This is a genomic window from Afipia sp. GW821-FHT04G03, assembly GCF_059419985.1.
In genome coordinates this window covers 1,165,065-1,188,865 of sequence record NZ_JBWKSV010000001.1, presented here as the reverse complement: position 1 = coordinate 1,188,865, position 23,801 = coordinate 1,165,065, and the positions used below count along the sequence as shown (strand labels likewise).

Genomic DNA, 23,801 nt, shown 5'->3' with positions numbered 1-23,801 from the left:
CGTTTAGCCGAGCTTGACGAGATTGTGGACCGGCAGCGGACCGCCGGGAAACTGAACGAGCTTGCCGCCTGTGGCGAGCGAGCCGAGATCGATGCCGAAGAAGCCGAGCGTGTCGATCAGCGTTGCGACGTCCGCCTTCGCCGCACTGTCATCGCCGGAATAGAACAGCACGCGCTTGCCGCCGTCGGCTTGCGGGTCACTTGCGAGCACATGCGCTTGCAAATGATTGAATGCCTTGACCACGCGTGCGCCCGGTACAAGCCCGGCGAAGACTTCGCTCGAGATCCGGCCGTTCAGTTCAGCAGGTTTGAACAGCGGCGCTTCGATTGGGTTGTTGGCGTCGATCACGATGCGGCCGTTCCAGGCGGGCAGATCGGCAAGCGCAGTCGATAGTTTCGACCAGTTGACGGCAACGAGGACGATGTCCTTGCTTGCGGCGTCCGTTACCGTACCAGCACTGATGGACGGGCCAATCTCGCGAACGAGATCTTTCAGCGACGCTGGGCCGCGGCTGTTGGCGACGGTTGCTTCCAGTCCGGCGCTGGCAAGTCTGCGTGCGAAGGCCGAACCGATCGAGCCTGAGCCGATAATTCCGATGGTCTTGGTCATGACGTGTTCCTTTCAGGTTTGGAGGGGAGAACGAGCGACGGGATTCAGCGCGCGCTGATCTGGCGCATCAGCGCGCCGATGTCGGTGACGCCCCAGTGATCGGTGATCTGGCCGTCGCGGACGCGCATGATGTCGATGACCTCGAACGCGATGTTGCGGCCAGTCGAGGCGACGCCGTTGAATTCGCCGAGGTGTTTGCCGTGGTAGGTTTTGTGCGTCGTGACAAGATCGCCTTCCGCAACCTGCCGATGGATGACGGCGCGGAAGCCGGGAAAGGCTTTACGCAGCGTGAGGTAGATATTGCGGGTGCCCTCGCGGTCGCTGGCGAACCCGGGGAACGCGGTGCGGTCGACGTAGCTTGCCGCGAACAGCTTTTCGAAATTCGTGAAGTTGCCGTCGCGCTGCACATCCTCGATGACCGTGCGCACCACGGCCTTGTTGGCTTCGAGGTGAGCGCCGGTGATCTGGGCAAATGCCGGGGTGACGCTGCCAGCAACTGCGAGGCCGAGCAGAAAACTGCGGCGGGTGGTGAAGAGGGGCTGGGACATTGTCGGGCTCCGTTTTGGCTGGTGACGGATCCGATATCGCCGGTTTATTGGCTCCTGATTAGACGGTAATGACTGGATTTATTTTCAAGTATTGCTATAAAATAACTGCATGGAAACACTGGCCAATCTCGAGTCCTTTGTTCAAAGCGCTGAAAATGGTGGGTTTTCTGCCGCTGCCCGCCGTCTGGCGTTGACGCCGGCCGCGGTCAGCCGGAACGTCGCGATGCTGGAGCGGAATCTCGGAATCCGCCTGTTTCAGCGCAGCACGCGCAAGCTCACGCTGACCGAAGCGGGCGAGCGCTTTCTGCTTGAGATCCGGGGCAATCTCGAAGGGCTTCAAGCGGCCATCGCTGGAGCTGCGACCGACCATGGCGAGCCTGTGGGCGTGCTCAGGGTCAGCCTCAGTCCGACGCTCGGGATCGGCCACATCCTGCCTCTGTTGCCTGCGTTTCTCGCGCGGTATCCGCGCGTTCGCATCGACTGGCACTTCGACAACCGGCAGGTCGATCTGATTGCTGAGAATTTCGATGCGGCTATTGGCGGCGGCATCGACCTCGCGCCAGGTGTTGTCTCACGGCCGCTCGCGCCGTTGCATATCATCGCTGTTGCTTCGCCCGCCTATCTGAAAGGCCGCACGCTGCCGGTCGATCCTTCAGGACTGGCGGCATTCGACGGCATCGTGATGCGTGCTGCGCGAACGGGACGTGTGCGCCGCTGGACCATGCGCAACGCCGCAGGTTCGGAGGTCGATGTGCAATTGCCCGGCACGATCGTGTTCAACGATCCCTCTGCGATGTGCCGCGCCGCGCTGCTCGGTCTCGGTGTGACGCTGATCGCGGTGCCGGATGCGCTACACCACCTCGAAAGTGGGGCGCTCGTGCGTGTCCTGCCGCAGTGGTACGCCGACGCGGGTTCGATCTCGGTTTATTACGCAACCCGGACATTGCTGCCGGCAAAGACGCGCGCGTTTGTCGATTTCGTCGCCGAAGCCTTCCGCCGCGAGCATCTTGCCGAACGGTTTGCGGGCAGCATCGGTTGATCGCGGACTAACGCTTTGCCTGCGGTGTTTCGGTCTGAATTTCGCAACTCGCAGCCGCGAGCGAGGCCTGCGCCTGCGGCATCAGGCCGGGCTCCGCAGCGAGCGCCTTGAGAACGATGAGGCCCGTCGTCGTCGGCGAATCGATGATCAGCCGGTCGGCGGCGGTGACATCTTCCTCTTCCGGAAGTTGGGCGTGTTGTGCTTCCGTCATCAGGTCGAGTTCGATCACGCGCCGTCCTGCGGAACGGTCATTGATCGCGTAATAGGCGATATCGTTGCGGGTGTAGAACGACACCGATGTGTACGACTGGCTCACCGGCACGGTGAGTTTGAGCGGGCCTTTGGAGAGATCGTAGCGGCACGCGGCGTTCGCGAAGGCGGGATCCATGAGCGGCATCGGCGCGGTGCCGGGCGCTGCGGGCGGCAGCGCCGTGACGGCATTCAGACTGGTGATCGGCGCGAGGCGCGAATAGGCGTCGAGTGACGCGACGCGCGGAAGCACCAGCACGCTCACGAGATGGACGACGCCGCCAAGCAACGCGCCGCCGAGGATCGCGAACAGCCAGCGGATCATGGGCACCCCACCGTCTTGATCGAGGGCATCGGCGCATCTTTCTGAGTGCGTGTTCCGACGCCGACCGGCGTATCGTAAAGCCGCAGCGCCAGCATGTACCGGTCAAGTCCGCCGGTCGGAAGCCAGTTTCCGGCGCGCGAACGTGACGTGACCCGGAGTTCGAATCCGCCGTCCGATCCGCGCACGATTTCCTGGCTGGTGAAGCCGTAACGTTGCAGTGAATTGGCGACGAGCTGACCCTTGGTGTCGTAGATCGTCATGGTCCAGAATCGCGCGGCGGGCGTGACACCCTTCACCACGACGTCGCACCGCCCGTCGAGCGGGCGGCCTGAATCGTCAGCGGTTGCGGTGAACATTACGCCATCGCCGGTTCCGACCGGAAGTTCGCCGCTGCGCGCAACCGATGCGCGCGAGTAGGGGTCGATGTCGCTGGTTCCGGTCTTCGGCCGCGCGGTCCACGCGCCAATCGTGATGGTGCCGACGTTGACGCCGCGCGTCGCCGTCGTCCATGTCGCGCCGAGGCCGACGATGGTTGCAATCGCCAGTGTCACGAGAGTGATGAAGATCAACCGCACGATCGAAGCGCCATCATGAAGCGGTCAGTTTTTGCGCGGAGGCGCGGGTGCCGCCGGATCGGATGTCGCCGATGCAAAACTGTCCGGAAAGGCGACGGTGGAGGGCGACGCCGGCTTGCCGCCATCGTTCGAGGAGGTTTTGCCCGGCACGATGGCGGTCTTCGCCGCATCGTCGAACAGTTTTTCCACCCGCACCAGAATATTTGCGCCGCGCCGGGTCAGGATCGGCGGGGGACCAGGATTGATTTCGGCAGCCTTCGCGTTGGCGTTCGAGGCGACAGAGTCAGGCAATTTCTTGCCCGCGCCGACGCCGGGCAGGTCCTTGATCTCGACGCCCTGATGCGCTGCGACCATGATGTCATGCCATGTCTGTGCGGGAAGCGAGCCGCCCGTCATGCGGTTGGTCGACGAATAGTCGTCGTTGCCGTACCAGACCGCCATGGTGAAGTTGCCGGTATAGCCGACGAACCAGGCGTCCCTGAACGCGTTCGTGGTGCCGGTTTTGCCTGCCGCCGGAATGCCGTCGAGCCGTGCGCGGCGGGCAGTGCCTTCATCGACGACGTGGCTCATCATCTCCGCCATGTCGGCAGCGACCGATGCGGGGATTGCCTGTGTCGGCTTCTTGCCGTCGCGGTCCCAGCGCCAGACCAGATCGCCGGCGCCGGTGCGGACTTCCAGCACGGAATGCGGCTTCACGGAGCGCCCCTTGTTGGGGAAAGTCGCGTAAGCAACGGCGTGTTCCACGACGCTGACTTCCGTGGAGCCGATCGGCAGCGACGGCGTATCGATCAAGGGGGCCGTGATCCCGAACTTGCGCGCGGTTTCGACGATCTTGGCGCGGCCCTTCTTTGCGGCTTCCCACTGGTTGCGCGGATTGTTGCCGATCGCGATCGAAAGCTTCACGGGAATGACGTTGACCGAGCGGGTGATCGCTGTCGTCAGCGTCATCGAACCGGAATAGGAGCGTCCGTAATTCTGCGGGCACCAGTTGCCGAGGCAGACCGGGCCGTCGACCACGATCGACTTCGGCGTGAAGCCGTTCATCAGCGCCGTGGCATAGACGTAAGGCTTGAACGAGGAGCCGGGCTGGCGCATCGCATCGACGGCGCGATTGAACTGGCTGGCGCCATAGTCGCGGCCGCCGACCATTGCGCGCACGCCACCATCAAGGTCGGCGAGAACCACCGCGGCCTGCGTGGCGTGGTAATCGCGGCCGAACTGGCGGAGCTGGTTTTCGACGGTGGCTTCCGCCGCGCGCTGCACGTTCATATCGATCGCGGTGCGAACGACGAACACGCGCTCGGTATAGGATTTCGGGAAGGTCAGGACGAGCTTGCGCATCTCGTCGAAGGCCCAGTCGAGATAATAGTTCGGGGAGTTCTCGTCGCGTCGGTCGATGGCGTTGGCCGGGTTGCGGCGAGCACCGAACACCTGACCTTCGGTCATGAATCCAGCATCGACCAGATTGTCGAGTACGACGTTGGCGCGGGCGCGCGCGGCGGGCAGGTTGATGTGCGGCGCGTATTTGGTCGGGGCCTTGAACAGGCCGGCAAGCATCGCCGATTCGGCGAGGTTCACGTCGCGCGCGGACTTGTTGAAATAGAAATGCGCCGCACCGTCGACGCCGAAAGTGCCGCCGCCCATGTAGGCGCGGTCGAGATAGAGCTTCAGGATTTCGTTCTTGGTCAGCCGCGTTTCCAGCCAGACGGCGAGGAACGCTTCCTTCACCTTGCGCTCGATGGTGCGCTCGTTGTTGAGAAACAGGTTCTTCGCAAGCTGCTGCGTGATCGACGATCCGCCTTGCCGCACGCCGCCAGCCTGCGCGTTGGTCATCAGCGCGCGCGCGGTGCCCGCGACGTCGATGCCGAAGTGATCGTAGAAGCGGCGGTCCTCGGTGGCCAGCGTCGCCTTGATCAGATGATCGGGGAAATCCTCAAGCGGAATTGAGTCGTTGTGCTTGATGCCGCGGTTGCCGATCGGGTTGCCGTAACGATCGAGAAACGACACCGCGAGATCGGATTTCTTCAGCCAGTCGTCGTCGGACGTTTCGCGGAAGGCGGGGATGGCCAGCGCCAGCATCAGCACAAGGCCGGCGAGACCAATGGTTGCGCCTTCCGACAGCGGTTCGATGAAGACCCAGCGCTTCCAGCGGCCCACATAGAAACGGTCCATGAAGGTGGAGTAGCGTTCCCAGAGTTCGCGCAGTCCGACAGCGGACGAGAACAGCGTCGAATCGATGCGCGCGTCGAGGTCCAGCAGGAAATGCCGGAACCGCTTTTTCCACTCGTTGGGTACGATCTGGCGCACCGGAACCCTTAATCCAAATGACGCGGCGACGGATCACGAGTCGCCGATAAAAAGCGCTGGTTAGACGATGCTCGATAATTTGCGGCATCCCCAAGGCGGCCGGGAAGGCGATTTCGACATCGGGAATCCGGAACCTTCTAGCTGACCATGCACCATAAACCAATGGCCGCGCTGGTTTTTTGATGGCGAGGGTGGACGCTGCCCACGCTTTTCAGTCCCGGAAAAGCCGCCCTTCACCTTCGCGCTTGCGCCAGCGCCTCCAAGGCCCATAAAGCTTCCCGGTAATGTAACGGCGCCTCGCGATCCCGACAGGTTCAAAACCATGACAGCCCCGCCTCGGCGGCCCTCGACCCAAAGCGAATTTTTCTGGAAAACCAAGACGTTGGAGGAGATGTCCGACAGCGAATGGGAAAGCCTGTGCGACGGCTGCGCACGCTGCTGCCTGGAAAAGCTCGAAGACGAGGATACGGGCAAGATCTACTTTACCCACGTGTCCTGCACGCTGCTCGATGCGGGCCTGTGCGCCTGCAAGGACTATCCCAACCGGTCGGCCAAAGTCCCCGACTGTGTGCGGCTGACGCCCGAGAATGTCCGGACGCTGACATGGCTGCCGCCGAGCTGCGGCTACAAACTCGTGGCGGAAGGCCGCGACCTGTACTGGTGGCACCCGCTGATTTCGGGCGATCCCAACACCGTCCATGAAGCCGGCGTGTCGGTGCGGGGCAGGGTGTGGGGCAGTGAAGACGAGGTGGCGGAAGCCGATCTCGAGGACCACATCGTGCAGTGGCCCGGCGTGCTGCCGAAGCGCGCGCGGCTGAAGAAGCGGCCCGCCCGATAAGCATCCGGCGATTGCACGCGCGTGCGATAACGGCCACGTGATGCACCGTCCGCGCGATGCACCCATGCGCCTGTACTCCTTATGGGGCCGCGCGAAACAGGCTATGTTTGCCGTCGTCCGAGAGATTTTGAGTGCAGGCCTTTTGCCCTCGGGCCATTCTCCGGAATATTCTTCCTTTCAGGAAACCGTCTCAGAAAAACGTCCGACGATTCATGACCGAGACACATCGACAGCGCGGCGACGCAACCGACGAGGCGCTGGACGCAACGGACGAAATTTCCAACATCGCGACTGAAGTGATCGATCTGACCGACGCGCCGCCCATCGTCCCGGCGCCGCCGCTTTCGAAAAGCGAAGTGCGGACCATCCTGCTGAGCCTGATGCTCACGATGTTTCTCACCGCGCTCGACCAGACCATCGTGGCCACTGCGCTGCCAACCATCGGACGCCAGTTTCAGGACGTCAGCAATCTGTCCTGGGTGATCACGGCGTATCTCCTGTCATCAACCGCGGTTGCGCCGGTCTACGGCACGCTGAGCGACATCTACGGCCGCCGCAACATGATCGTCATTGCGCTGGCGCTGTTCCTGCTCGGTTCCGTGCTGTGCGCAGTCGCGCCGAATATCCTGACGCTGATTCTTGCGCGCGCGCTGCAAGGCATCGGCGGCGGCGGCATTCTTCCGCTGGTGCAAACCGTGATCTCCGACGTGGTAACGCCGCGCGAACGCGGCCAGTACCAGGCTTATTTCTCATCGGTGTGGGTCGCGGCCGGCATCGGCGGTCCGGTGCTCGGCGGATTGTTCGCCGAACATCTGCACTGGTCGGTGATCTTCTGGATCAATCTTCCGCTCGGCGCGCTGTCGCTCGCGCTGCTGCTGCCGAAGATGAAAAAGATTCCGGTCTTTCATCGCAAGCGCAAGGTCGACTGGCTCGGCGGCGTGCTGCTGATGGCGTCCGCAGTGATCGTGATGCTGGTGCTGACATGGGGCGGCAATCGTTTCGCCTGGGCGTCGCCCGCGATCATTGCGATGGTTGGCTCGGCAATTTTTCTCGGTGCTGCCTTCGTCTGGCATGCGCGCCGCACCGACGAACCGTTCCTGCCGATTCCATTGCTGTCGGGAACGGTGGTGCCGTACGCGATGGCGGCGGGCGGCTGCGCCATCGGCACCATGATCGGTCTCACGGTGCATATGCCGCTGTACTACGAAGTCGTCTATGGCCTCACCGCGAGCGAAGCCGGGCTTGCTCTGATTCCGCTGGTTGCGGTGTCGGTGCTTGGCGCGTGGATCGCGGGCCGTGCGATGATGTTCACCAAGCACTACAAGCGCGCGGCGATTGCCGGCGTGAGTCTTGCGACCAGTGCTGCGTTCGCGCTGGCGGTAGCGACACCGCTGCCGCTGTGGCAATTGCTTGCGGCGCTGTCGCTCATGGCGGTGGGTCTCGGCACGGTGTTTCCTGTGAGTGTCGTCTCGATTCAAAATGCGGTGCCGCGGATGCAGGTCGGCACCGCGACCGGCGCGATGAATTTCTTCCGTTCGCTGATGGCCTCATTCACGGTGGCGATTTTCACCGCGATCCTGCTGATGGTGCTCGGCGGAAATCTCACCATCGGCGCGGAGCATCAGATCGGCGCGAAACATGCCATCGCGAGCGCCGACATGATCGCGGCGTTCCGTTATGTATTCGCCGCCGCCGCCGTGTTGCTTGCGACCGCCGCGACGCTCATCGCGTTGATGGAAGAGCGTCCGCTCGCCGGTCCGCCGCAGCCCGCCGCCGAGATGGCGGAGTAGCAAAACGCCCCGCTGACACCAAAAGGCGAAACGGTGACGAACTCCGGCGCATAAGGCAAAATGGCGACGGCGCGCGTCCGGGTTGCGCCGGATGCCGCGCGGTGCTGCATTCTGCCAAACCGAGCCGCATGAGACGGAGCAGGGCATGTTGAAGGGCGGGTTGCTGATCGTGCATCTGTTCGCGAGCGCGATGTCCGCGCCGCAGGCCGCGACTGCCGGATCCGCGGGCGGCGCAAGTTGCACCTATCAGGCCTGCATGACGAAATGCAGCAAGCTGAACGGCCAGATCTGCAACAGTTATTGCGAGGCCAAGGTCCGGCAGCGTGTCGCCAGAGGCATTTGCACCGCGCAGGATATCGGCGGCGGCTGATTTACAGTCAGCTCCCTTTGTTGCCGGGAACACTCCCCCGTCGGGTGTCAATCTGGCGGCTTCGGGTATAGGAAATTAATCCTTGACAGCGTGACGCTGCCGCTGTAGGGTTCAGGAATGCTCCAGAATTGCGTTTCACGGCTCCCGGCATACGTCGGGCCGCCCGTTGACGCCCGCAGGCCAAATCCCTATCTTATGCAATATCGCATAAAGTAGGCCAATGACTGCAAATCCGCAGAAAGTCTTGGATATCATTCCCGCCGCCCGCCATGGCCGCGCGCTGGAAGGATTCTTCCAGATCATGGCGCGGTGGGGTGTGGGCAACACCGAAGCCCGCCGCATCCTCGGCAACCCGGCCGAGCGCACGTTCTTTCAATGGAAGAGCGGCAAGGCGGCGCGGGTGCCGGAGGATACGCTGCGCCGGATCGGCTATGTCGCCGGCATCTGGAAGGCGTTGCAGATCGTCTATTCTGACGCCGCGCTGGCCGACGGCTGGATCATGCGGCCGAACAAGTTTTTCGCCGGGCAGACGCCGCTGGCGCGGATGACCGCGGGCGACGTCACCGATCTCGCGGCGGTGCGCGCTTATGTCGATGCCGCGCGCGCGCCGTGGTCTTAACGCGTGGCGGATGAACCGGCCTTAACGCGCGTGCGCTGGCGGGAGGCGTGGCGGATCATCGCCTCGCGCTATCCGCCGATCGCGTTGTTTGAGCGCGTCTCCGACAATCCCGCGGTGTGGGATGTGCTGATCGAACTCGAGCAGGCCACCAATCCGCGCGTGCGCGACGAGACCGGCGAGATCGCGCTGGTGCCGCCGGAGCGGCGCGTGACCGGGCCGAACGCGTCATGGGTGATGGCGCCGTTCACGCACATCAACAGGCACGGCTCGCGGTTTTCGGACGGCAGCTACGGCGTCTATTACGCCGCGCGCACGTTGCAGACCGCAATTAAAGAGACTGGCTATCACTTCGCGCGCTTTGCTTCGGATTCGAACGATCCGCCGCGCCGCGAGGACATGCGCGTGCTGCTGGGAGGCATCGACGCGCGGCTGCATGACGTGTCGCGGCTCGATGACAAATCGAGGCGGCGAATCCTCGATCCGAAGTCCTATGTCCACAGCCGGCCGTTTGCTGCGGGGCTGCGCGAAGCGGACAGCGACGGCATCGTTTATCCGAGCGTGCGCGACGAAGGCGGCTCATGCGTTGCGGCGTTCTGGCCGGATGTGATCGGTGTGCCGGTGCAGGAGCGGCATCTGCAATACGAATGGGACGGCAAACGCTTCAGCCGCTGGTTCGATTATAAAGAGGAGAGGTGGGTGAGCGCCTGACAGCGTCCGCCGCCATGGCCGCCCCGGCAGTTTCCAGATTCAACAGGTTGACGGCGGCGGTCAGTTCCTGGTCGTCGAAGATCAGAAAAAGCCTGCTCAGGGTCTGGGCGCAATCATGCGGGCCCGGCTCGATATACTGCGCCAGAAGACCCTGTGCCCGCAGCACGGCGTCGAGAACACGCTCCTGATGTGTCATGACGGGAACCTCCACACTGTCAGGTGGCAACGGCCTCGCGCGGGTTCCGTTCCTCGTTGTTCCTGGTCGTTCCCTGGGATCGAAGGTCAAACGAAAACCCGCCTCTCGCAATGAGGGCGGGGTGCTGGAATTTTTCGTTACAAATTAAATCAGGTTCGAGGTTCGACGCCGCTGAACCTTGTCAATTGCGCCGCGCGCTTCGACAGAAGTTCCGCCACGAAATCGGAAACTTCGGCGCGCACCTTGCGCTCCTGCTCCGGTGTCATCTCCGTGTGCTTTTGCGCGAACGCCTTCATCACCCGCTCGACCACTTCTTTCATGACGCACCTCTTTCCAGTCAAACGTGGTTCCGAGGATTTCGTTCCTTATGCAATATATCGAACTTATGGGACGCGGACGCATTGCCTTTACTCATGGAACGGGAGGCAACGATGGGACGCGCCTGGAAACACATCGTGCTGGTCGTTGAAGACGACCAGTTGCAGCGAGAACTCGTCAGCCTGATTCTCGAGGAAAGCGACATGCATGTCATTCAGTGCGGAAGCGCGGAGGCGGCGGCTGTTGTGCTGGAAAAATCCGGAAGCGACCTGACGCTGATGCTCACCGCGGATCTCGCCGACATGTCGGGAATCGAACTGGCGAAGATCGCCACGCGGCGCTATCCGCATATCGACGTCATCGTCACCTCAAGTGAAGATGTCGAAGACATTCCCGACAATGTCATGTTCATGCCGAAGCCGTGGCTGCCGCTGGAATTGCTGCGCGAGGCGGAGCAGTCCTGCCGTCGGCACGCGGTGCACTAGGCGGAGGGAGCGGCGTTCGCTTCCGAGAATTCTTTTATAGGAAAATAATCCTTGACAGCGTAACGCTGCCGCAGTAGTGTTGCGTCATGCTCCAGAATTGTGCTTCGGGGCAAGCTGCCGCACCACACCGGAACCACCCTTGGCATCAGGCGTTTCCTTCATATGACCGCGCATCTTCGCGCATTCGAATGAATGAGGACGTCATGGCAAAAGTCGAGCATATCGAAGGCGAACGCCGGATCGTCGAAACACCCACCGAAGCGCGGGGCGCAGAGCCGGGGCCGTCGATCCTGGCGCTCCTGACCATCAGCACCATCGCGGCGGGTTTCGTGCTCGCGATCATCTGGTTCGTGTTCTTCCGGACCTAGTTTCTTCACCTCTCCCCGCAGGCGGGGCGAGGGAGCGCATCGCCCTCGTTGCGGAATTCTGAATTTTCCTAAACGCCGCGCTTCAGCGCGGCGTTGTCGTATCAGCTCGCGAGTTTCACGATGCCCAGCAAGCCTTCCTCCACGCCGATGAAAAAGCCGGTGGCGAAGAAAGCTGCGCGCAAGACAGCCGCCAAGAAGAGAGCAAAGGTTGCCGTCAGGAAGGTCGCGACCGGCGAGAAAGCGGTGCCTCGGAGGACCACGGCCAAAAAGCCGAAGGCTATCAAGCCCGCCGAAACCAAACCTGAAAAGCAACGGCGTCCGCGGACGAAAGTGCTGAACGAGCATCCCGACAATATCGCCGTGGATGAGCACGATCATGAGGCGCGGGACGCGCTCGATCGGGCGAGGGCGGCGCGCCCGGTGCGCGGGCCCCGCAAACGCACGGCCGTGGACAACGCCAACGATCCGCCTCCGGGGGAAACGCCGTCCGCATCAATGGTCGAGCGCGTGAGCGACGCCATCGAGCGCGAACTGTCGAAGATCGAGCGCATCATCGGCAATCCCATGCGCATCGCGCCCGCGCAACGCATCGAGACCGAGAGCCGCGCACGCGTGCTGGCGTCGCTTGCACGCACACTGAAGGAAGTGATGCGGCTGCGCAGCGAGGCGAGCGGAGACGACAAAGCGAAAGCCGCCGATGACGACGCCGTTCCCCGAGACCTCGACGAATTCCGCCGCGAACTTTCGCGACGCCTGGAAGGGCTGGTCGCCAATGGAGCGCCGTTTCCTGCTGGAGGGAATGAGCCGGGCTGAGTTCGAACTGATTTTGTCGCGATGGGATGTGTTCGCGCACGATCATCAGGTGCCGCCGATCCTTGCGCCGAACGGTCAGCCGTGGCTGACATGGCTTCTGATCGGCGGACGCGGCGCCGGCAAGACGCGCGCGGGCGCGGAATGGGTGAGGGCGCAGGCGCTCGGCATCGCGCCGCTGGCCGAGGCGCCGGTCACAAATATCGCCCTGGTCGGCGAAACAGAACACGACGTGCGCGAGGTGATGATCGAGGGCGTGTCGGGGCTGCTCACGGTGCATCGCCGCGATGAGCGTCCGGTCTGGACGTCATCGCGGCGGCGGCTGGAATGGAGCAATGGCGCTGTGGCCTATGCGTTCTCCGCCGAAGATCCGGAAAGCCTGCGCGGCCCGCAATTCGGCTGCGCCTGGTCCGACGAGATGGCGAAGTGGCGCTATGCCCAGGCGACGTTCGACATGCTGCAGTTCGGTTTGCGGCTCGGCAGCCAGCCGCGCCAGCTCATTACCACAACGCCGCGTCCGACCGCGCTGATCAAGAGGCTGATGCTCGAGCCGACCAGCGTCGTCACGCGCGCGGCGACGCAGGCCAATGCTTACCATCTCGCGCCGACGTTTCTGAAGGGCGTGCTGGCGCGTTACAAGGATACGCGGCTCGGGCGGCAGGAACTCGACGGCGAGATCATCGAGGACCGGCCCGACGCGCTGTGGTCGCGCACACTGCTCGAGAGTTGCCGCGTGAACGAGACGCCGGCGTTGTCGCGCATCGTGGTCGCGGTCGATCCGCCGGCGTCATCCGGCAAGCGCGCCGACGCCTGCGGCATTGTCGCTGCGGGCATCACGGGCGAGGGCGGAATCTATGTGATCGCCGACGACACGGTGTCGGGCGCGACGCCTGCGGTGTGGGCGGCGAAGGCCATTGCGCTGTGGCGGCGCGTGGAGGCGGATTCACTGGTGGCCGAGGTCAATCAGGGCGGCGAGATGGTCCGCGCGGTCATCAACGAGGTCGATGCGAGCGTGCCCGTCGTTTCGGTGCGCGCCTCGCGGGGCAAGTGGCTGCGCGCGGAGCCGGTCGCGACCTTGTATGAGCAGGGCCGCGTCAAGCACGCCGGGAATTTTCTGGGGCTGGAAGACGAGATGTGCGACTTCGGACCGACCGGCCTGACGTCGGGCCGCTCGCCGGACCGGCTCGACGCGCTGGTGTGGGCGATCGCGTCACTGACATTCACCACGCGCGCCGCGCCGAGGGTGCGGGGGTTGTGAGGAATTTGTGTCCCGGGCGCGACGCAGCGTGCAACGCTGCCTCGCAGAACCGGGACCGCAAGAGGGTCAGTTTGAAATTTGGTCGCTTAGATCGCACCAGTCCGGATTGTGTTTCTCGATCATGTCAAATTTCCATGATCTTCGCCAACGCTTGAGCGAATGTTCGCGTGATCTGGCTTCGATCACCGAGGTGTATGCCTCGAGATGTACCAATCTTGTCACGCCATATGCAGCAGTAAATCCGGGAGCGAGCTTCGCACGATGCTCGGTGAGTCTGCGCGCCATATCGTTTGTCACGCCGACATAGAGCACGCCGCGCGGTGTATTGGCGAGAATGTAGACGAAGAACTGATTGCTCATCAATCCATGCCCCGAGCGTGAAGTTATCCGCAGCGTGGCTTCGCGGAACCGGGATCGTCAAGAGTTATGAGTCTGTAACGGTCCCGGCTCTGCGGAGCGGCATTTCATGCCGCGCCGCGTCCGGGACACGAGAACTGGACATTTCAAATGCTTAACTTCAAAAACCTGTTCCGGTCCCCTGAAGCAAAGGCCAGCCGCACCGCGAAAGTGCTGGCCTTCGAATCCGGCGGGCGGGCGCGGTGGACGCCGCGCGATTATTCGGCGCTGGCGCGCGAAGGTTATCTCGCCAACGCCATCGTGCATCGCGCGGTGCGGCTGATCGCCGAGAACGCCGCGTCATGCGGATTTCTGCTTTATGAAGGCGCTGTCGAGCGCGAGGCGCATCCGCTGTCGCTGCTTTTGACGCGGCCCAACGCGCGGCAGGACGGCGCGAGTTTTTTTGAGGCGCTCTACGCGCACATGCTGCTGGCCGGCAACGCCTATGTCGAAGCCGTTGCGCTCGGCGACCAGGTGCGCGAGCTGCACGCGCTGCGGCCCGACCGCATGAAAGTTGTGCCCGGCGCCGACGGCTGGCCGGAGGCCTATGAATACAGCGTCGCGGGGCGCAGCGTGCGGTTCGATCAGCTTGCGTCACAGGTGCCGCCGATCCTGCATCTGACATTCTTCCATCCGCTCGACGATCACTACGGGTTAGCGCCGATCGAAGCGGCGGCGGTTGCGGTCGATACCCATAACGCCAGCAGTGCCTGGAACAAGGCGTTGCTCGACAACGCGGCGCGGCCCTCCGGTGCGCTGGTGTACTCCGGGCCGGAAGGCGCGGTGCTGTCGGATTCACAGTTCGACCGGCTCAAGCGCGAACTGACCGAGACCTATCAGGGCGCGGTGAACGCCGGACGGCCGCTGCTGCTGGAAGGCGGGCTCGACTGGAAGGCGATGTCGCTGACGCCGAAGGACATGGATTTTCTCGAGGCGAAGAATTCCGCCGCGCGTGAGATCGCGCTGGCGTTCGGCGTTCCTCCGATGCTGCTCGGCATTCCCGGCGACAACACCTACGCGAATTTCCAGGAAGCCAACCGCGTGTTCTGGCGGCAAACGATTTTGCCGCTGGCCTCGCGCGTCGGTGCATCGCTGGCGCAATGGCTGTCGCCGCAATTCGGCACTGAGCTGCGCATCGTCGTCGATACCGACCGGATCGATGCGCTGGCGGCGGATCGCGCTGCACTGTGGGACCGCGTGGCGAGCGCGCCGTTCCTCACGCTGAACGAGAAGCGCGAGGCGACGGGCTATGCGCCGGTTGCCGATGGCGACCGTTTGGGATGACTTTCCATGTCCGACCTGATCCGCATTTTCACCGAGCGCGGCGATCTCGCGCATCTGGCGCTGCTGCTGTGGGCGCTGGCGGCGAGCGCCGCGTTTCTGTTCACGCTGCGCGAGCTGGCCGCCGCGTCGCGCCGGTTCGATGAATTCGTTCGTCAGTTGTCGCGTTTCAATCGCAGGGCAAAGAGCCATCGCGGTCTCACTCATTTCATCAACGAGGATTAATTCATGGATACGTTGCACACGGTGTTGCGCGCGATACAGCCCGAACAGAAATCCACGCCGGACCATCTGACGGTGTTCCGCGAATTTCTCGCGCATCTCGGCAGGATTCAGCACAAGGCGCCGGCGCGGCCCGCATCGCCGAAACCCGCGCGCAGCAAATCCGCGCGGCGCAAGGCGAAGCGCAAGGCGACGTAACACCTCCGGCACATTTTCGATCACCAGGCCAACCCCACCACGCGCAGTTCGCGAGGATGCCCATGCACGCGCCGATGTCATCGCCATCACGCATGTCGCTCGCAAGCGACGGCACGGTGGAAGGTTACGCCAGCCTGTTCGGCGAAGTGGACCAGGCGCGCGACATGGTGATGCCCGGCGCGTTTACCAAGACGCTGGCGCAGCGGGGCCTGCGCAAGATCCCGATGCTGTTCCAGCACGATCCCGCCGAGCCGGTCGGCATCTGGCTCGACCTGCATGAAGATTTTCGCGGGCTATGGGCGAGGGGGCGGCTGATTCCCGATGTCGCGCGCGGGCGCGAGCTGCTGGCGCTGGTGAGCGAGGGCGCGATCGACGGGCTCTCGATCGGCTACCGCACCGTGCGCGGCCAGATCGATCCGAAGACGCGCATCCGTAAACTGTATCAGGTCGATCTCTGGGAGATTTCGATCGTCACGTTCCCGCTGCTGGCGGGCGCGCGCGTTCGCGCGGTGAAAGGTCGCGTGCTCCGCAAAAGTGGAAACCGGTTTTGCGATCAGAGCACGCGCGGCTTTGACTCATTCCCCAAGCCAAAGCTGTCGCCGCCGCGGACGCGCGCTGAAGTTGAGTGGCGCTCGCTGTCGAAGACGGGGCGCTGATGTTGCGGCACGTCGAAATTTTTCACGCGCGGCAACGTGCGCGATTCATGCGGCCGGATGCGGCGCGGTATATTCGGCCGGATGTGGACAGATGGCTGGCGCCACCGCATCCCGACGAGCGGAAATATAGTCCGAGTCAGCCGCGTGACTGGCGCGGCAGATGGACGGACGGCGGAGGCGGTGCCGGTGGCGATTCAGCCTCGCAGACGGGGCGGATCAATTTCGGCGACTTGCCGAGTTTTAGTGACCTGTTCGGGCTGTTTCAGATCACACCCGGCGATGGCGCGTTCGGAGGTATTCAGCTTGCTAGTGACGGGAAGCCTCTTCTCGATAGTTTCGGAGAGCCGTATTATGCTCCGGGCGGTCACCACGAACTTCCGCAAGCCGTCTTTGGAAAGTGGGATTTGCCTCCCGAAACTCGCCGCATTTTCGATCAGGCGACGACAGGTCCGCTGAAGGAGGGACGTGTCAATGTTGATGGAGAGATGAGGGGGCACTATTGGGATCGGCCTCACCGTGAATACAATGATGCGATAAATGAACTGAGTGAAGAATTTTTCCAAGATCGGAAGATCGAAGTCAGTAAAATGACACCGGAACAAGCCAGGGATCTTCTAAAGGAAATTAGAGAAACAGAAGAGCCCCGAATTCGAAACTATAACCGTGTTATGAGGATGATCCGTCGTATCTTTCGTAGTGGTAGGGAGTGAAAGGTGAGCGATAAACTCGAGGCGATCCGAGCCCACGAGGCCATCTGGCGGAAACTCCATGCTCCGGTCGTTGAGGTACTCAGAGAGTTCTGCGAGCAGGGAATGCTCAAAGAGCGCGATTATTTTGTCGTCGAGGACGATTTGGGCTGGGATATTGTGGAGACGGAGCTCGTTTTCTCTCCTTTGTGGCCGCAGATCGCGCGAAGGTTTCAGCTTCTTCTCGCTGATTTTCCGCATTGGCGGATCACCATGCAGGTGATGAAAAAATACACGGACAAGCAGCCCGGCATGGGCATCGTTGTTTCCGTCGGTGGCATCAAGGACGAACTCAGGCGGGAATTCTTGCCGGCAGAATTGCGCGACATGACGTTCTGAGTTGGACGGCTGCATCAATTTTGTCGCGAGCGGTGCGAGTGATGACAATCCATTCTCGCAGATTTCCCGGACTGGTCGATCACCATGGAGGTGATGAGAGAATTTACGGACAAACAGCCTGGTATGGGTGCCTATGTATTCGCGGACCGTTTTAAAGATGAACTGAAGCGCGAGTGTCTCTCCGAAAACCTTCGCAACATTATTTTCGATTAGATCGCAGAGGCTCAGTGAAAATCGACGTTCTGTTCTGTTAACGACTATCCCTGAGCTATCACCGACCAGCCGCCCCTTCGGGCGGCGTTTTTGTTTGTGCATTTCAAGTTCAACACGAACCAACATCAGGAGAGCAATGAAAATGGACTACGACATCAACGACGCCGCGCCGGAGCATAAATCCGGCATCTCGTCCGCCGCGCGCGGCGAGCACGACGCCATCATGCAGATGTTCGAGGAGTTCAAGGCCTCGAACGACGAACGTCTTGCCTCGCTCGGCCGCCGTGCCGACGTGCTGCTCGATGAGAAAGTCGACCGCATCAATGGCGCGCTCGACGCGCAGATGAAGCGGATCGACGATCTCGCGCTGAAGGGCGCGCGGCCCTTGCTTGAAGGCGGCCGGCTGGACGGTTCGCGTGCCCGCGCCACCGATGCGCAGGCGCGGGAGCACAAGAGCGCGTTCGACGCCTATGTGCGCCAGGGCGAAAGCGGCGGGCTGCGCGCAGTGGAAACCAAGGCGCTGTCGGTTGGCTCCAACGCGGACGGCGGCTACCTCGTGCCGGCCGAACTCGAACACGAAATCGGATCGCGGCTCGCCGCCATCTCGCCGATCCGTGCCATTTCCTCGGTGCGGGAGATTTCCGGCAACGTCTACAAGAAGCCGTTCATGACCGCGGGCCCCGCCACCGGCTGGGTGGGCGAGACCGACACACGTTCGCAGACCACGTCGCCGACACTCGATGCCTTGAGCTTCCCAGCGATGGAGCTTTACGCCATGCCGGCGGCGACCGCGACGTTGCTCGACGACTCGGCGGTGAATATCGACGAGTGGATCGCTTCCGAAGTCGAGATGACCTTCGCTGTGCAGGAGGGCGCCGCCTTCGTCAGCGGCGACGGCAGCAACAAGCCGAAGGGCTTCCTCAACTATACCGCGGTGGCCAACGGCTCGTGGACCTGGGGCAATCTCGGTTACGTCGCGAGCGGATCGGCAGGCGCGTTCCCCGGCTCCAATCCGTCCGATGTGCTGGTCGATACGATCTACGCGCTGAAGGCGGGCTATCGGCAGAACGGCACGTTCGTGATGAACCGCAAGACGCAGGCCGCGATCCGCAAGTTCAAGGACACCGGCGGCGGTTATCTCTGGCAGCCGCCGGCGCAGGCGGGCGGTCGCGCATCGCTGATGACGTTCCCGCTGATCGAGGCCGAGGACATGCCTGACATCGGCGCGAATTCGCTGTCGATCGCGTTCGGCGACTTCAAGCGCGGCTACCTGATCGTGGACCGTGTCGGCGTCCGCGTGCTGCGCGATCCGTACAGCGCCAAGCCTTATGTGCTGTTCTACACCACCAAGCGCGTCGGCGGCGGCGTCCAGGATTTCGACGCCATCAAGCTGGTGAAGTTCGCGGCGAGTTGAGGGATGAATGAGCGGCGCGCATCACAGCGCGCCGCTGTTTCGCTTCAGCAGCGGCCCTGTTTCCAGAGTCCGGGAGGGCAGCCGCGGCCGCGCCAGCCGACCTTGCGGCCACGGCTCCAGCCGTGGCGCTTGAAGCCGTGGTGCTTGCCAAAGCCGTGTCCTCTGCCGTGGCCGCCCTTGACTTCAACGATGTCGGAGGACGCGGTGTGGCTGAGCATGGGGCTTGTTGAGTGGGCAGGCAGCGCCGAGGCTTGCGATGCCGCAAACGCGACGGGCAGGGCAATGGCAAGGCTGAACAGAATTTTCTTCATCGCATGATCTCCTCGTGATCGGCAGTAGCGCCGGCGCAGTTCCCGCATGACGAGGCTGCGGAGATCATCCTCGTGCCACGTGTCTGAATGCCGGATGAAGGAACCTGACATTCGATCGGGATCTGATCCAGGCTGCTCGTGACGAACCGAAGGCTTACGAAGAACTCCAGGGAGGAGTCAGTTTAAGCAGGGCCGGCTACGACAGGCACTATGTTGTCGAACAGACATGGGCGGAATATTTCGGCTTCTCAAGAAGCCAGATTGATGATCCCTCCAATCTGGTTAGTATTCCGAGATTGAAACATTATCAGATCACGGGTTGGTACGGGGCGCGTAACCCGGAATATGGCTGGAAATCGCCGCGAGAATATTTGTCAGATAAGAATTGGGACGAGCGGATGAAGGTCGGACGCAACGCAATGGTTCTGTTCGGGGTTCTCAAGCCATGAAGAAAGTCGATCTTTCAGGGGTTAGCGACAACGATCTGGTTCGACTCTTCGCCGAGAACACACGAGAACAAGACAAGGCTCTCCTTGTCGGTCAAACAGCAAAATATAATCGGCTTTTTGACCGTATGAAGGATATCCATGATGAATTGAAGCGCCGCCCCGGCGATCAGCGCCGTATGCTCATTCAGCTTTACAAATTTCCCAATATGCACGCCCGGTTGCAGGCCGCTAAATTAACGCTGGCCGTTGCGCCGCTTGAGGCGCGCAGTCAGCTTCAAGCGATTGTCGATTCGAAATGGTTTCCACAGGCTGGGGATGCGGGGATGTGTCTTCATAATCTTGATACCGGCTTTTACAAGCCGACCTGAAGCGATCGAACGGTCTATTTCTTCAGCATGGCGTGGAACAAGTTGATTTAATCCGGATTTTCTATCTTTGGAGAGTAGGATGATGGGGCGCGTCCGCCATGAGGCATCTGTTATGAGACACTCCTATAAATCCGCGATCGCGTGCTTGTTGCTCTTCGTTATTGCTGCGCTGACCTTCTCGGGCCCAGCCTCCGCGCGCGGCGGCGGGGCGGCGAATATCACTGGCTCGCCGGGTTATCAGCGGGCGCTGCAGGAGTCGCGGCAGAGGTATCGAGACTCGTATTCACAGCCTTATACGCAGCCGCCGTCAGTCTACCCGCGCAAGAAGTGGCGGCATCGCGGACGGCGCTGAGAGTTAGCGCGCTTCAGCGCGACATGCCGACGCCCACATCGATCGATCCGCCGACGCGAACGCAGGTGTCCGAGCCCGGCATCCGGACAAACCCGGCGCCGAATTCCGTGCAGGGTGTCGCGGCGCGGGGCTGCGCGATGGGCTTCGGTTTCTGGGTTTCTTTTGATGTTGCAGCTTTCGCGCGCGGTCGCGAAAGCGTTGCATCTGGTTGTTGCGCGAGCGCGGCCGGGGTCAGCACGACGAACGCCACAGCGGTGATCGCGAACCGGAAGATTGTCGCCAAACCTCGTCCCATGGTCAGTTCCTCGTTCCTGCGCGCATCGGTGCGCCGCGAGCGCGTCGCCTGTCCTAGAAGACCGCGCCCCAGCTTCGCGCGGTCTTCACGATCCAGTCTTTATATAATGTCAGCGGCGTCATGCCGGTGAGGCCGCCGCAGCCGTCCGTGTTGTTTGCGCCGGTGGACCAACTCACCACGCCGACAATGACGCTTATGCCATTCTGATCTTGAAACACCGGTGCGCCGGAATCGCCGGTGCATGCGCCGATGCCCGCGCGCTTGTTCTGCGTGAGCGGATCGACCAGGCGCACCTGCAGCGTGCCGGGATTTCCCGTGACCGTAAGCCCCGCCGCGCGAACCGTGCCGACGCCTGCGTCGCTGCCCGAGGCGGTGGTGCCGATGCCGGCGATGGTGAATGGCGCGCCCGGCATGATCGGGATGCGCGGCAGGCCGAGCGTTGCAGGCGCTTTGTTCGGAACGGGCGAGGGCAGTTGCAGCAATGCGACATCGGCGGTGGCGCGATGCGCGTTCATCGCCTGCATGTTGAACTGCGGATGGGTGACGGTCTTCTGCGCGGTGAGCAGGCGCGGCGGCTGCGTCGAGTAATCGACGACCCGGTACGACGTGTTCGGTGTGATGCAGTGACCGGCGGTGAGCACGATGTTCGGCGCGATCAGCGATCCGGTGCACACGTTGCCGCGCGAGCCGATCACCGTGACGATCGACCGCGCAACCGCCTCGGACGGTGCGGAACGGCTGCCGGTAATGGCGTGTGCCGGCTGCGCAAGCACTGCGGCAACGAGAATAAAGAGAAGACGGGGCGGATGGATCATCCGCAAGGTTGAGCCTTGATGCGCGCGTTTTGTCAACCGCTACGGGTGACTTCTTCGAACACGAAAGTTTCAATCCATGTCTGTATGCCTTCTCACCGCGCCCGCGGCCGAGCCGCTGTCGCTCATCGAGGCGAAGAACTTTCTGCGCGTGGAACACGACGCCGACGATGCGATCATCGCGGCACTGGTGTCGGCCGCGCGCAACCATGTCGAGGCGCTGACGCGCAACGCGCTGATCGCGCAGACCTGGCGGCTGGTGCTGGACCGATGGCCGGACGGCGGGCGGATCAAACTGCGGATCGGTCCGTTGCGGTCGCTCGCGGCGGTGCGTGTGTTCAGCGGGTCCGGCGAGGCGAGCACGATCGATCCCGAGACATTCGTGTTCGATCGCGCGGCGGGCGTGATCGCGGCACCCGGCTGGTCGCTGCCGGCACCGGGGCGGGGCGTCGCGGGAATCGAACTCGACATCGAGGTCGGGTACGGCGATGCGTCGTCCGATGTGCCGCCGGCGTTGCGTCAGGCGATCCGGATACTGGTGGCGCACTGGTATGAAAATCGCGGGCTGATCGCCATTGGCCAATCCGTCGCGATGATGCCGGCTTCCGTCAACGCCATGATCTCCTCGCATCGGGTGCTGTCGCTATGATCGATCCCGGACAACTCAGGACGCGGCTGGTGATCCAGCAGCCTGTGGAGACGCCCGACGACCAGGGCGGCGTGGTCCGCAGCTACACGACATTCGCGACGGTATGGGCGCAGGTGACGCCGCTCGCTGCGCAACGCGACATGCAGGCCGACGGTGACGGCGCGACGCAAAGCTATCGCATCGTTCTGCGCAGCAATCTCAGTCTCACGCTGCAGCATCGTTTCAGCGACGGCGCGCGGATCTATCGCATCATCGCCATCCGCGACCGCGACGACCGCCGCCTCATCGAGATCGATGCGGACATGCGCATCTCCTGATCGAGGACCCGTCATGACCACAGCCAATGTCGCGCTCCGCGCCGCAATCCACGATGCGCTGCGCGCGGACGCGCCGCTGACGAGCGCACTCGGTGGCGAACGGATTTACGACGAACCGCCGCGCGACGCCGAGTTTCCCTATGTGACGCTGGGCGAGGCGCGATTGCTGGATGTCTCGTCCGACGGCGGGCAGACGCAGGAACATCAGCTCACCTTGCACGCCTGGTCGCGCAAGGGCGGGCACCGGGAAGCGCATGTCATCGCCGGCGCGCTGCTGCAGGCGCTCGACGACGCGCCGCTGTCGCCCGACGGGCATCGGCTGGTGAACCTGCGATTTTCGATTGCCGACATCCGCCGCGAGTCCGACGGGCGCACCTATCACGCGCTGGTGCGGTTTCGCGCCGTCACCGAACCCCTGATCTGAGGAGAAACCAATGGCCGCCCAGAAAGGCAAGGACCTGCTGCTGAAGATGCACGACGGCGCGGGCTTCGTCACCGTCGCCGGATTGCGCAGCCGCAGGATCGCGTTCAACGCCGAAACCGTCGACGTCACCCACGCGGAATCCACCGAGCGATGGCGCGAGTTGCTCGCGGGCGCAGGCGTCAAGCGTGCATCGGTGTCGGGCAGGGGATTGTTCAAGGACGCCGCGTCCGACGCGATGGTGCGCCAGGCGTTTTTCGACGGTGTGCTGAAGACCTGTCAGGTGATCGTGCCGGACTTCGGCGCCATCGAGGGCCTGTTCCAGATTTCGAGCCTTGAATTCTCTGGCGAGCATAACGGCGAGGTGACGTTCGATCTTGCGCTGGAGTCGGCCGGTGCGCTCACCTTCACCGCGAGCTAATCATGCCCAACACCTATCGTGGGGAAATCGCCGCCGACCTCGGCGGCAAGCGCCGCACCCTGGTGCTGACGCTCGGCGCGCTGGCCGAACTGGAGTCCGCCTTCGGCGCAAACGACCTGATGGCGCTGGCGGAACGCTTCGGCACCGGCCGGCTGTCGGCGCGCGATCTTGTGCGCATTATCGCGGCTGGACTGCGCGGCGCGGGCGAAACCATCTCGGACGACGAGGTCGCAGCCATGACCGTGGACGGCGGAGCCGCGGGCTATGTGCGCGTGGCGGCCGACCTGATCGCGGCGACGTTCGACGGCGCGCCCGTCACGGACGCGGCATGAAGCCGTTCCCCTGGCAAGAGGCGATCGGCTTCGGGCTAGGTGTATTGCGGCTGCCGGCGGAGCATTTCTGGCGCATGACGCCGCGCGAACTCGCTTACGCAGTGGCTGCGGTGCGCGGGCCGAACCATCAGCCGATCGATCGCGCCGGGCTCGCCGCGTTGATGCAGATGTTTCCAGATAAGCGTGGAGAGTAAACG

At 62.9% G+C, this 23,801-nt stretch carries 35 protein-coding genes; 24 read left to right on the top strand and 11 right to left on the bottom strand.

Annotated elements, in window-relative coordinates; translation table 11 throughout:
- Nucleotides 1–3: 3 nt before the first annotated feature.
- Both AC07UB_RS05850 and AC07UB_RS05845 read right to left on the bottom strand, forming a co-directional pair.
- Complete coding sequence (locus tag AC07UB_RS05850; RefSeq protein ID WP_494651746.1) at nt 4–609, bottom strand: NADPH-dependent F420 reductase; 606 nt, start codon at nt 607–609, stop codon at nt 4–6.
- A 44-nt stretch (nt 610–653) separates the two neighbouring features.
- Nucleotides 654–1,157: an ester cyclase gene (locus AC07UB_RS05845; RefSeq protein WP_494651747.1), complete on the bottom strand. Its 504-nt coding sequence runs from the start codon at nt 1,155–1,157 to the stop codon at nt 654–656.
- A 109-nt stretch (nt 1,158–1,266) separates the two neighbouring features.
- On the opposite strand from AC07UB_RS05845, the gene AC07UB_RS05840 reads away from it, so the two are divergent.
- Nucleotides 1,267–2,196 carry a LysR family transcriptional regulator gene (locus tag AC07UB_RS05840; RefSeq protein WP_494651749.1) on the top strand — a complete coding sequence of 310 codons (930 nt, stop codon included), beginning with the start codon at nt 1,267–1,269 and terminating at the stop codon, nt 2,194–2,196.
- Nucleotides 2,197–2,203: 7 nt separating this feature from the next.
- On the opposite strand, the gene AC07UB_RS05835 is transcribed toward AC07UB_RS05840, so the two are convergent.
- Genes AC07UB_RS05835 through AC07UB_RS05825 form a run of 3 tightly spaced genes read right to left on the bottom strand, consistent with a single transcriptional unit; the run spans nt 2,204 to nt 5,652 of the window.
- Nucleotides 2,204–2,770, bottom strand: a complete 567-nt coding sequence (locus AC07UB_RS05835; RefSeq protein ID WP_492792949.1) for a DUF1254 domain-containing protein — start codon at nt 2,768–2,770, stop codon at nt 2,204–2,206.
- Entirely contained in the window at nt 2,767–3,345 is a 579-nt protein-coding gene (locus tag AC07UB_RS05830) for a DUF1214 domain-containing protein (protein ID WP_492792948.1), read from the bottom strand. The genes AC07UB_RS05835 and AC07UB_RS05830 overlap by 4 nt, the downstream gene beginning before the upstream one ends.
- Before the next feature lie 24 nt (nt 3,346–3,369).
- A complete protein-coding gene (locus AC07UB_RS05825; protein ID WP_494651750.1) occupies nt 3,370–5,652 on the bottom strand; it encodes a transglycosylase domain-containing protein in 2,283 nt (760 codons plus the stop codon).
- A gap of 322 nt (nt 5,653–5,974) precedes the next feature.
- On the opposite strand from AC07UB_RS05825, the gene AC07UB_RS05820 reads away from it, so the two are divergent.
- From AC07UB_RS05820 to AC07UB_RS05800, 5 genes are all read left to right on the top strand, one after another.
- Nucleotides 5,975–6,490, top strand: a complete 516-nt coding sequence (locus tag AC07UB_RS05820) for a YcgN family cysteine cluster protein (protein WP_492792946.1) — start codon at nt 5,975–5,977, stop codon at nt 6,488–6,490.
- A 212-nt stretch (nt 6,491–6,702) separates the two neighbouring features.
- Nucleotides 6,703–8,280 carry an MDR family MFS transporter gene (locus AC07UB_RS05815; RefSeq protein WP_492792945.1) on the top strand — a complete coding sequence of 526 codons (1,578 nt, stop codon included), beginning with the start codon at nt 6,703–6,705 and terminating at the stop codon, nt 8,278–8,280.
- A 91-nt stretch (nt 8,281–8,371) separates the two neighbouring features.
- Nucleotides 8,372–8,650: a hypothetical protein gene (locus tag AC07UB_RS05810; RefSeq protein ID WP_492792944.1), complete on the top strand. Its 279-nt coding sequence runs from the start codon at nt 8,372–8,374 to the stop codon at nt 8,648–8,650.
- Nucleotides 8,651–8,894: 244 nt separating this feature from the next.
- Nucleotides 8,895–9,269, top strand: coding sequence for an antitoxin Xre/MbcA/ParS toxin-binding domain-containing protein (locus AC07UB_RS05805; RefSeq protein ID WP_494651752.1), 375 nt, complete (start codon nt 8,895–8,897; stop codon nt 9,267–9,269).
- Between the two features lie 3 nt (nt 9,270–9,272).
- On the top strand, nt 9,273–9,977 hold the full coding sequence (locus AC07UB_RS05800) for an RES family NAD+ phosphorylase (protein ID WP_494651754.1): 705 nt from the start codon (nt 9,273–9,275) through the stop codon (nt 9,975–9,977).
- Here AC07UB_RS05800 and AC07UB_RS05795 read toward each other — a convergent pair.
- Both AC07UB_RS05795 and AC07UB_RS05790 read right to left on the bottom strand, forming a co-directional pair.
- A complete protein-coding gene (locus AC07UB_RS05795; RefSeq protein WP_494651756.1) occupies nt 9,931–10,173 on the bottom strand; it encodes a hypothetical protein in 243 nt (80 codons plus the stop codon). The genes AC07UB_RS05800 and AC07UB_RS05795 overlap by 47 nt on opposite strands.
- A 149-nt stretch (nt 10,174–10,322) precedes the next feature.
- Nucleotides 10,323–10,493: a hypothetical protein gene (locus tag AC07UB_RS05790; protein ID WP_492792940.1), complete on the bottom strand. Its 171-nt coding sequence runs from the start codon at nt 10,491–10,493 to the stop codon at nt 10,323–10,325.
- A gap of 111 nt (nt 10,494–10,604) precedes the next feature.
- On the opposite strand from AC07UB_RS05790, the gene AC07UB_RS05785 reads away from it, so the two are divergent.
- From AC07UB_RS05785 to AC07UB_RS05770, 4 genes are all read left to right on the top strand, one after another.
- Nucleotides 10,605–10,976 carry a response regulator gene (locus AC07UB_RS05785; RefSeq protein WP_494651758.1) on the top strand — a complete coding sequence of 124 codons (372 nt, stop codon included), beginning with the start codon at nt 10,605–10,607 and terminating at the stop codon, nt 10,974–10,976.
- 203 nt (nt 10,977–11,179) lie between these two features.
- Nucleotides 11,180–11,344, top strand: coding sequence for a hypothetical protein (locus AC07UB_RS05780; RefSeq protein ID WP_492792936.1), 165 nt, complete (start codon nt 11,180–11,182; stop codon nt 11,342–11,344).
- Between the two features lie 120 nt (nt 11,345–11,464).
- Nucleotides 11,465–12,157 carry a hypothetical protein gene (locus AC07UB_RS05775; protein ID WP_494651760.1) on the top strand — a complete coding sequence of 231 codons (693 nt, stop codon included), beginning with the start codon at nt 11,465–11,467 and terminating at the stop codon, nt 12,155–12,157.
- Nucleotides 12,144–13,412, top strand: coding sequence for a DNA-packaging protein (locus AC07UB_RS05770; RefSeq protein ID WP_494652671.1), 1,269 nt, complete (start codon nt 12,144–12,146; stop codon nt 13,410–13,412). Before AC07UB_RS05775 ends, AC07UB_RS05770 begins: the two co-directional genes overlap by 14 nt.
- 66 nt (nt 13,413–13,478) lie before the next feature.
- Here AC07UB_RS05770 and AC07UB_RS05765 read toward each other — a convergent pair whose 3' ends face one another.
- Nucleotides 13,479–13,772 (bottom strand): GIY-YIG nuclease family protein, encoded by a 294-nt coding sequence (locus AC07UB_RS05765; RefSeq protein ID WP_492792934.1) that lies wholly within the window; start codon nt 13,770–13,772, stop codon nt 13,479–13,481.
- 147 nt (nt 13,773–13,919) lie between these two features.
- On the opposite strand from AC07UB_RS05765, the gene AC07UB_RS05760 reads away from it, so the two are divergent.
- The 7 genes from AC07UB_RS05760 to AC07UB_RS05730 all read left to right on the top strand — a co-directional run bounded on the left by AC07UB_RS05760 (nt 13,920) and on the right by AC07UB_RS05730 (nt 18,877).
- Nucleotides 13,920–15,092, top strand: a complete 1,173-nt coding sequence (locus AC07UB_RS05760; protein ID WP_494651762.1) for a phage portal protein — start codon at nt 13,920–13,922, stop codon at nt 15,090–15,092.
- 6 nt (nt 15,093–15,098) lie between these two features.
- The gene (locus AC07UB_RS05755; protein WP_494651764.1) at nt 15,099–15,314 is read left to right on the top strand and encodes a hypothetical protein; all 216 of its coding nucleotides are present in this window, start codon (nt 15,099–15,101) and stop codon (nt 15,312–15,314) included.
- Nucleotides 15,315–15,317: 3 nt separating this feature from the next.
- Nucleotides 15,318–15,509: a hypothetical protein gene (locus tag AC07UB_RS05750; RefSeq protein ID WP_492792931.1), complete on the top strand. Its 192-nt coding sequence runs from the start codon at nt 15,318–15,320 to the stop codon at nt 15,507–15,509.
- A gap of 62 nt (nt 15,510–15,571) precedes the next feature.
- A complete protein-coding gene (locus AC07UB_RS05745; protein ID WP_494651766.1) occupies nt 15,572–16,165 on the top strand; it encodes an HK97 family phage prohead protease in 594 nt (197 codons plus the stop codon).
- Entirely contained in the window at nt 16,135–16,875 is a 741-nt protein-coding gene (locus AC07UB_RS05740) for a hypothetical protein (RefSeq protein ID WP_494651768.1), read from the top strand. The genes AC07UB_RS05745 and AC07UB_RS05740 overlap by 31 nt, the downstream gene beginning before the upstream one ends.
- A gap of 3 nt (nt 16,876–16,878) precedes the next feature.
- Nucleotides 16,879–17,250: a hypothetical protein gene (locus tag AC07UB_RS05735; protein ID WP_494651770.1), complete on the top strand. Its 372-nt coding sequence runs from the start codon at nt 16,879–16,881 to the stop codon at nt 17,248–17,250.
- Between the two features lie 355 nt (nt 17,251–17,605).
- Entirely contained in the window at nt 17,606–18,877 is a 1,272-nt protein-coding gene (locus AC07UB_RS05730; RefSeq protein ID WP_494651771.1) for a phage major capsid protein, read from the top strand.
- A 44-nt stretch (nt 18,878–18,921) separates the two neighbouring features.
- Here the strand turns inward: AC07UB_RS05730 and AC07UB_RS05725 are convergent, their stop codons facing one another.
- A complete protein-coding gene (locus AC07UB_RS05725) occupies nt 18,922–19,188 on the bottom strand; it encodes a hypothetical protein (RefSeq protein WP_494651773.1) in 267 nt (88 codons plus the stop codon).
- A 445-nt stretch (nt 19,189–19,633) separates the two neighbouring features.
- Between AC07UB_RS05725 and AC07UB_RS05720 the strand changes: the two genes are divergently transcribed.
- A complete protein-coding gene (locus tag AC07UB_RS05720; RefSeq protein ID WP_494651775.1) occupies nt 19,634–20,005 on the top strand; it encodes a DUF2019 domain-containing protein in 372 nt (123 codons plus the stop codon).
- Between the two features lie 365 nt (nt 20,006–20,370).
- On the opposite strand, the gene AC07UB_RS05715 is transcribed toward AC07UB_RS05720, so the two are convergent.
- Together AC07UB_RS05715 and AC07UB_RS05710 are read right to left on the bottom strand one after the other, a co-directional pair.
- Entirely contained in the window at nt 20,371–20,652 is a 282-nt protein-coding gene (locus AC07UB_RS05715; protein WP_494651777.1) for a hypothetical protein, read from the bottom strand.
- Nucleotides 20,653–20,705: 53 nt separating this feature from the next.
- The gene (locus AC07UB_RS05710; RefSeq protein WP_494651779.1) at nt 20,706–21,467 is read right to left on the bottom strand and encodes a S1 family peptidase; all 762 of its coding nucleotides are present in this window, start codon (nt 21,465–21,467) and stop codon (nt 20,706–20,708) included.
- 76 nt (nt 21,468–21,543) lie between these two features.
- On the opposite strand from AC07UB_RS05710, the gene AC07UB_RS05705 reads away from it, so the two are divergent.
- The 6 genes from AC07UB_RS05705 to AC07UB_RS05680 are packed head-to-tail and all read left to right on the top strand — an operon-like array spanning nt 21,544 to nt 23,798.
- A complete protein-coding gene (locus tag AC07UB_RS05705) occupies nt 21,544–22,113 on the top strand; it encodes a head-tail connector protein (protein WP_494651781.1) in 570 nt (189 codons plus the stop codon).
- Nucleotides 22,110–22,430: a phage head closure protein gene (locus tag AC07UB_RS05700; RefSeq protein ID WP_494651783.1), complete on the top strand. Its 321-nt coding sequence runs from the start codon at nt 22,110–22,112 to the stop codon at nt 22,428–22,430. Before AC07UB_RS05705 ends, AC07UB_RS05700 begins: the two co-directional genes overlap by 4 nt.
- Nucleotides 22,431–22,443: 13 nt before the next feature.
- Complete coding sequence (locus AC07UB_RS05695; RefSeq protein ID WP_494651785.1) at nt 22,444–22,854, top strand: DUF3168 domain-containing protein; 411 nt, start codon at nt 22,444–22,446, stop codon at nt 22,852–22,854.
- A 10-nt stretch (nt 22,855–22,864) separates the two neighbouring features.
- A complete protein-coding gene (locus AC07UB_RS05690; RefSeq protein WP_494651787.1) occupies nt 22,865–23,272 on the top strand; it encodes a phage major tail protein, TP901-1 family in 408 nt (135 codons plus the stop codon).
- 2 nt (nt 23,273–23,274) lie between these two features.
- Complete coding sequence (locus AC07UB_RS05685; protein ID WP_494651789.1) at nt 23,275–23,604, top strand: gene transfer agent family protein; 330 nt, start codon at nt 23,275–23,277, stop codon at nt 23,602–23,604.
- A complete protein-coding gene (locus tag AC07UB_RS05680) occupies nt 23,601–23,798 on the top strand; it encodes a rcc01693 family protein (protein WP_494651790.1) in 198 nt (65 codons plus the stop codon). Before AC07UB_RS05685 ends, AC07UB_RS05680 begins: the two co-directional genes overlap by 4 nt.
- Nucleotides 23,799–23,801 lie beyond the last annotated feature (3 nt).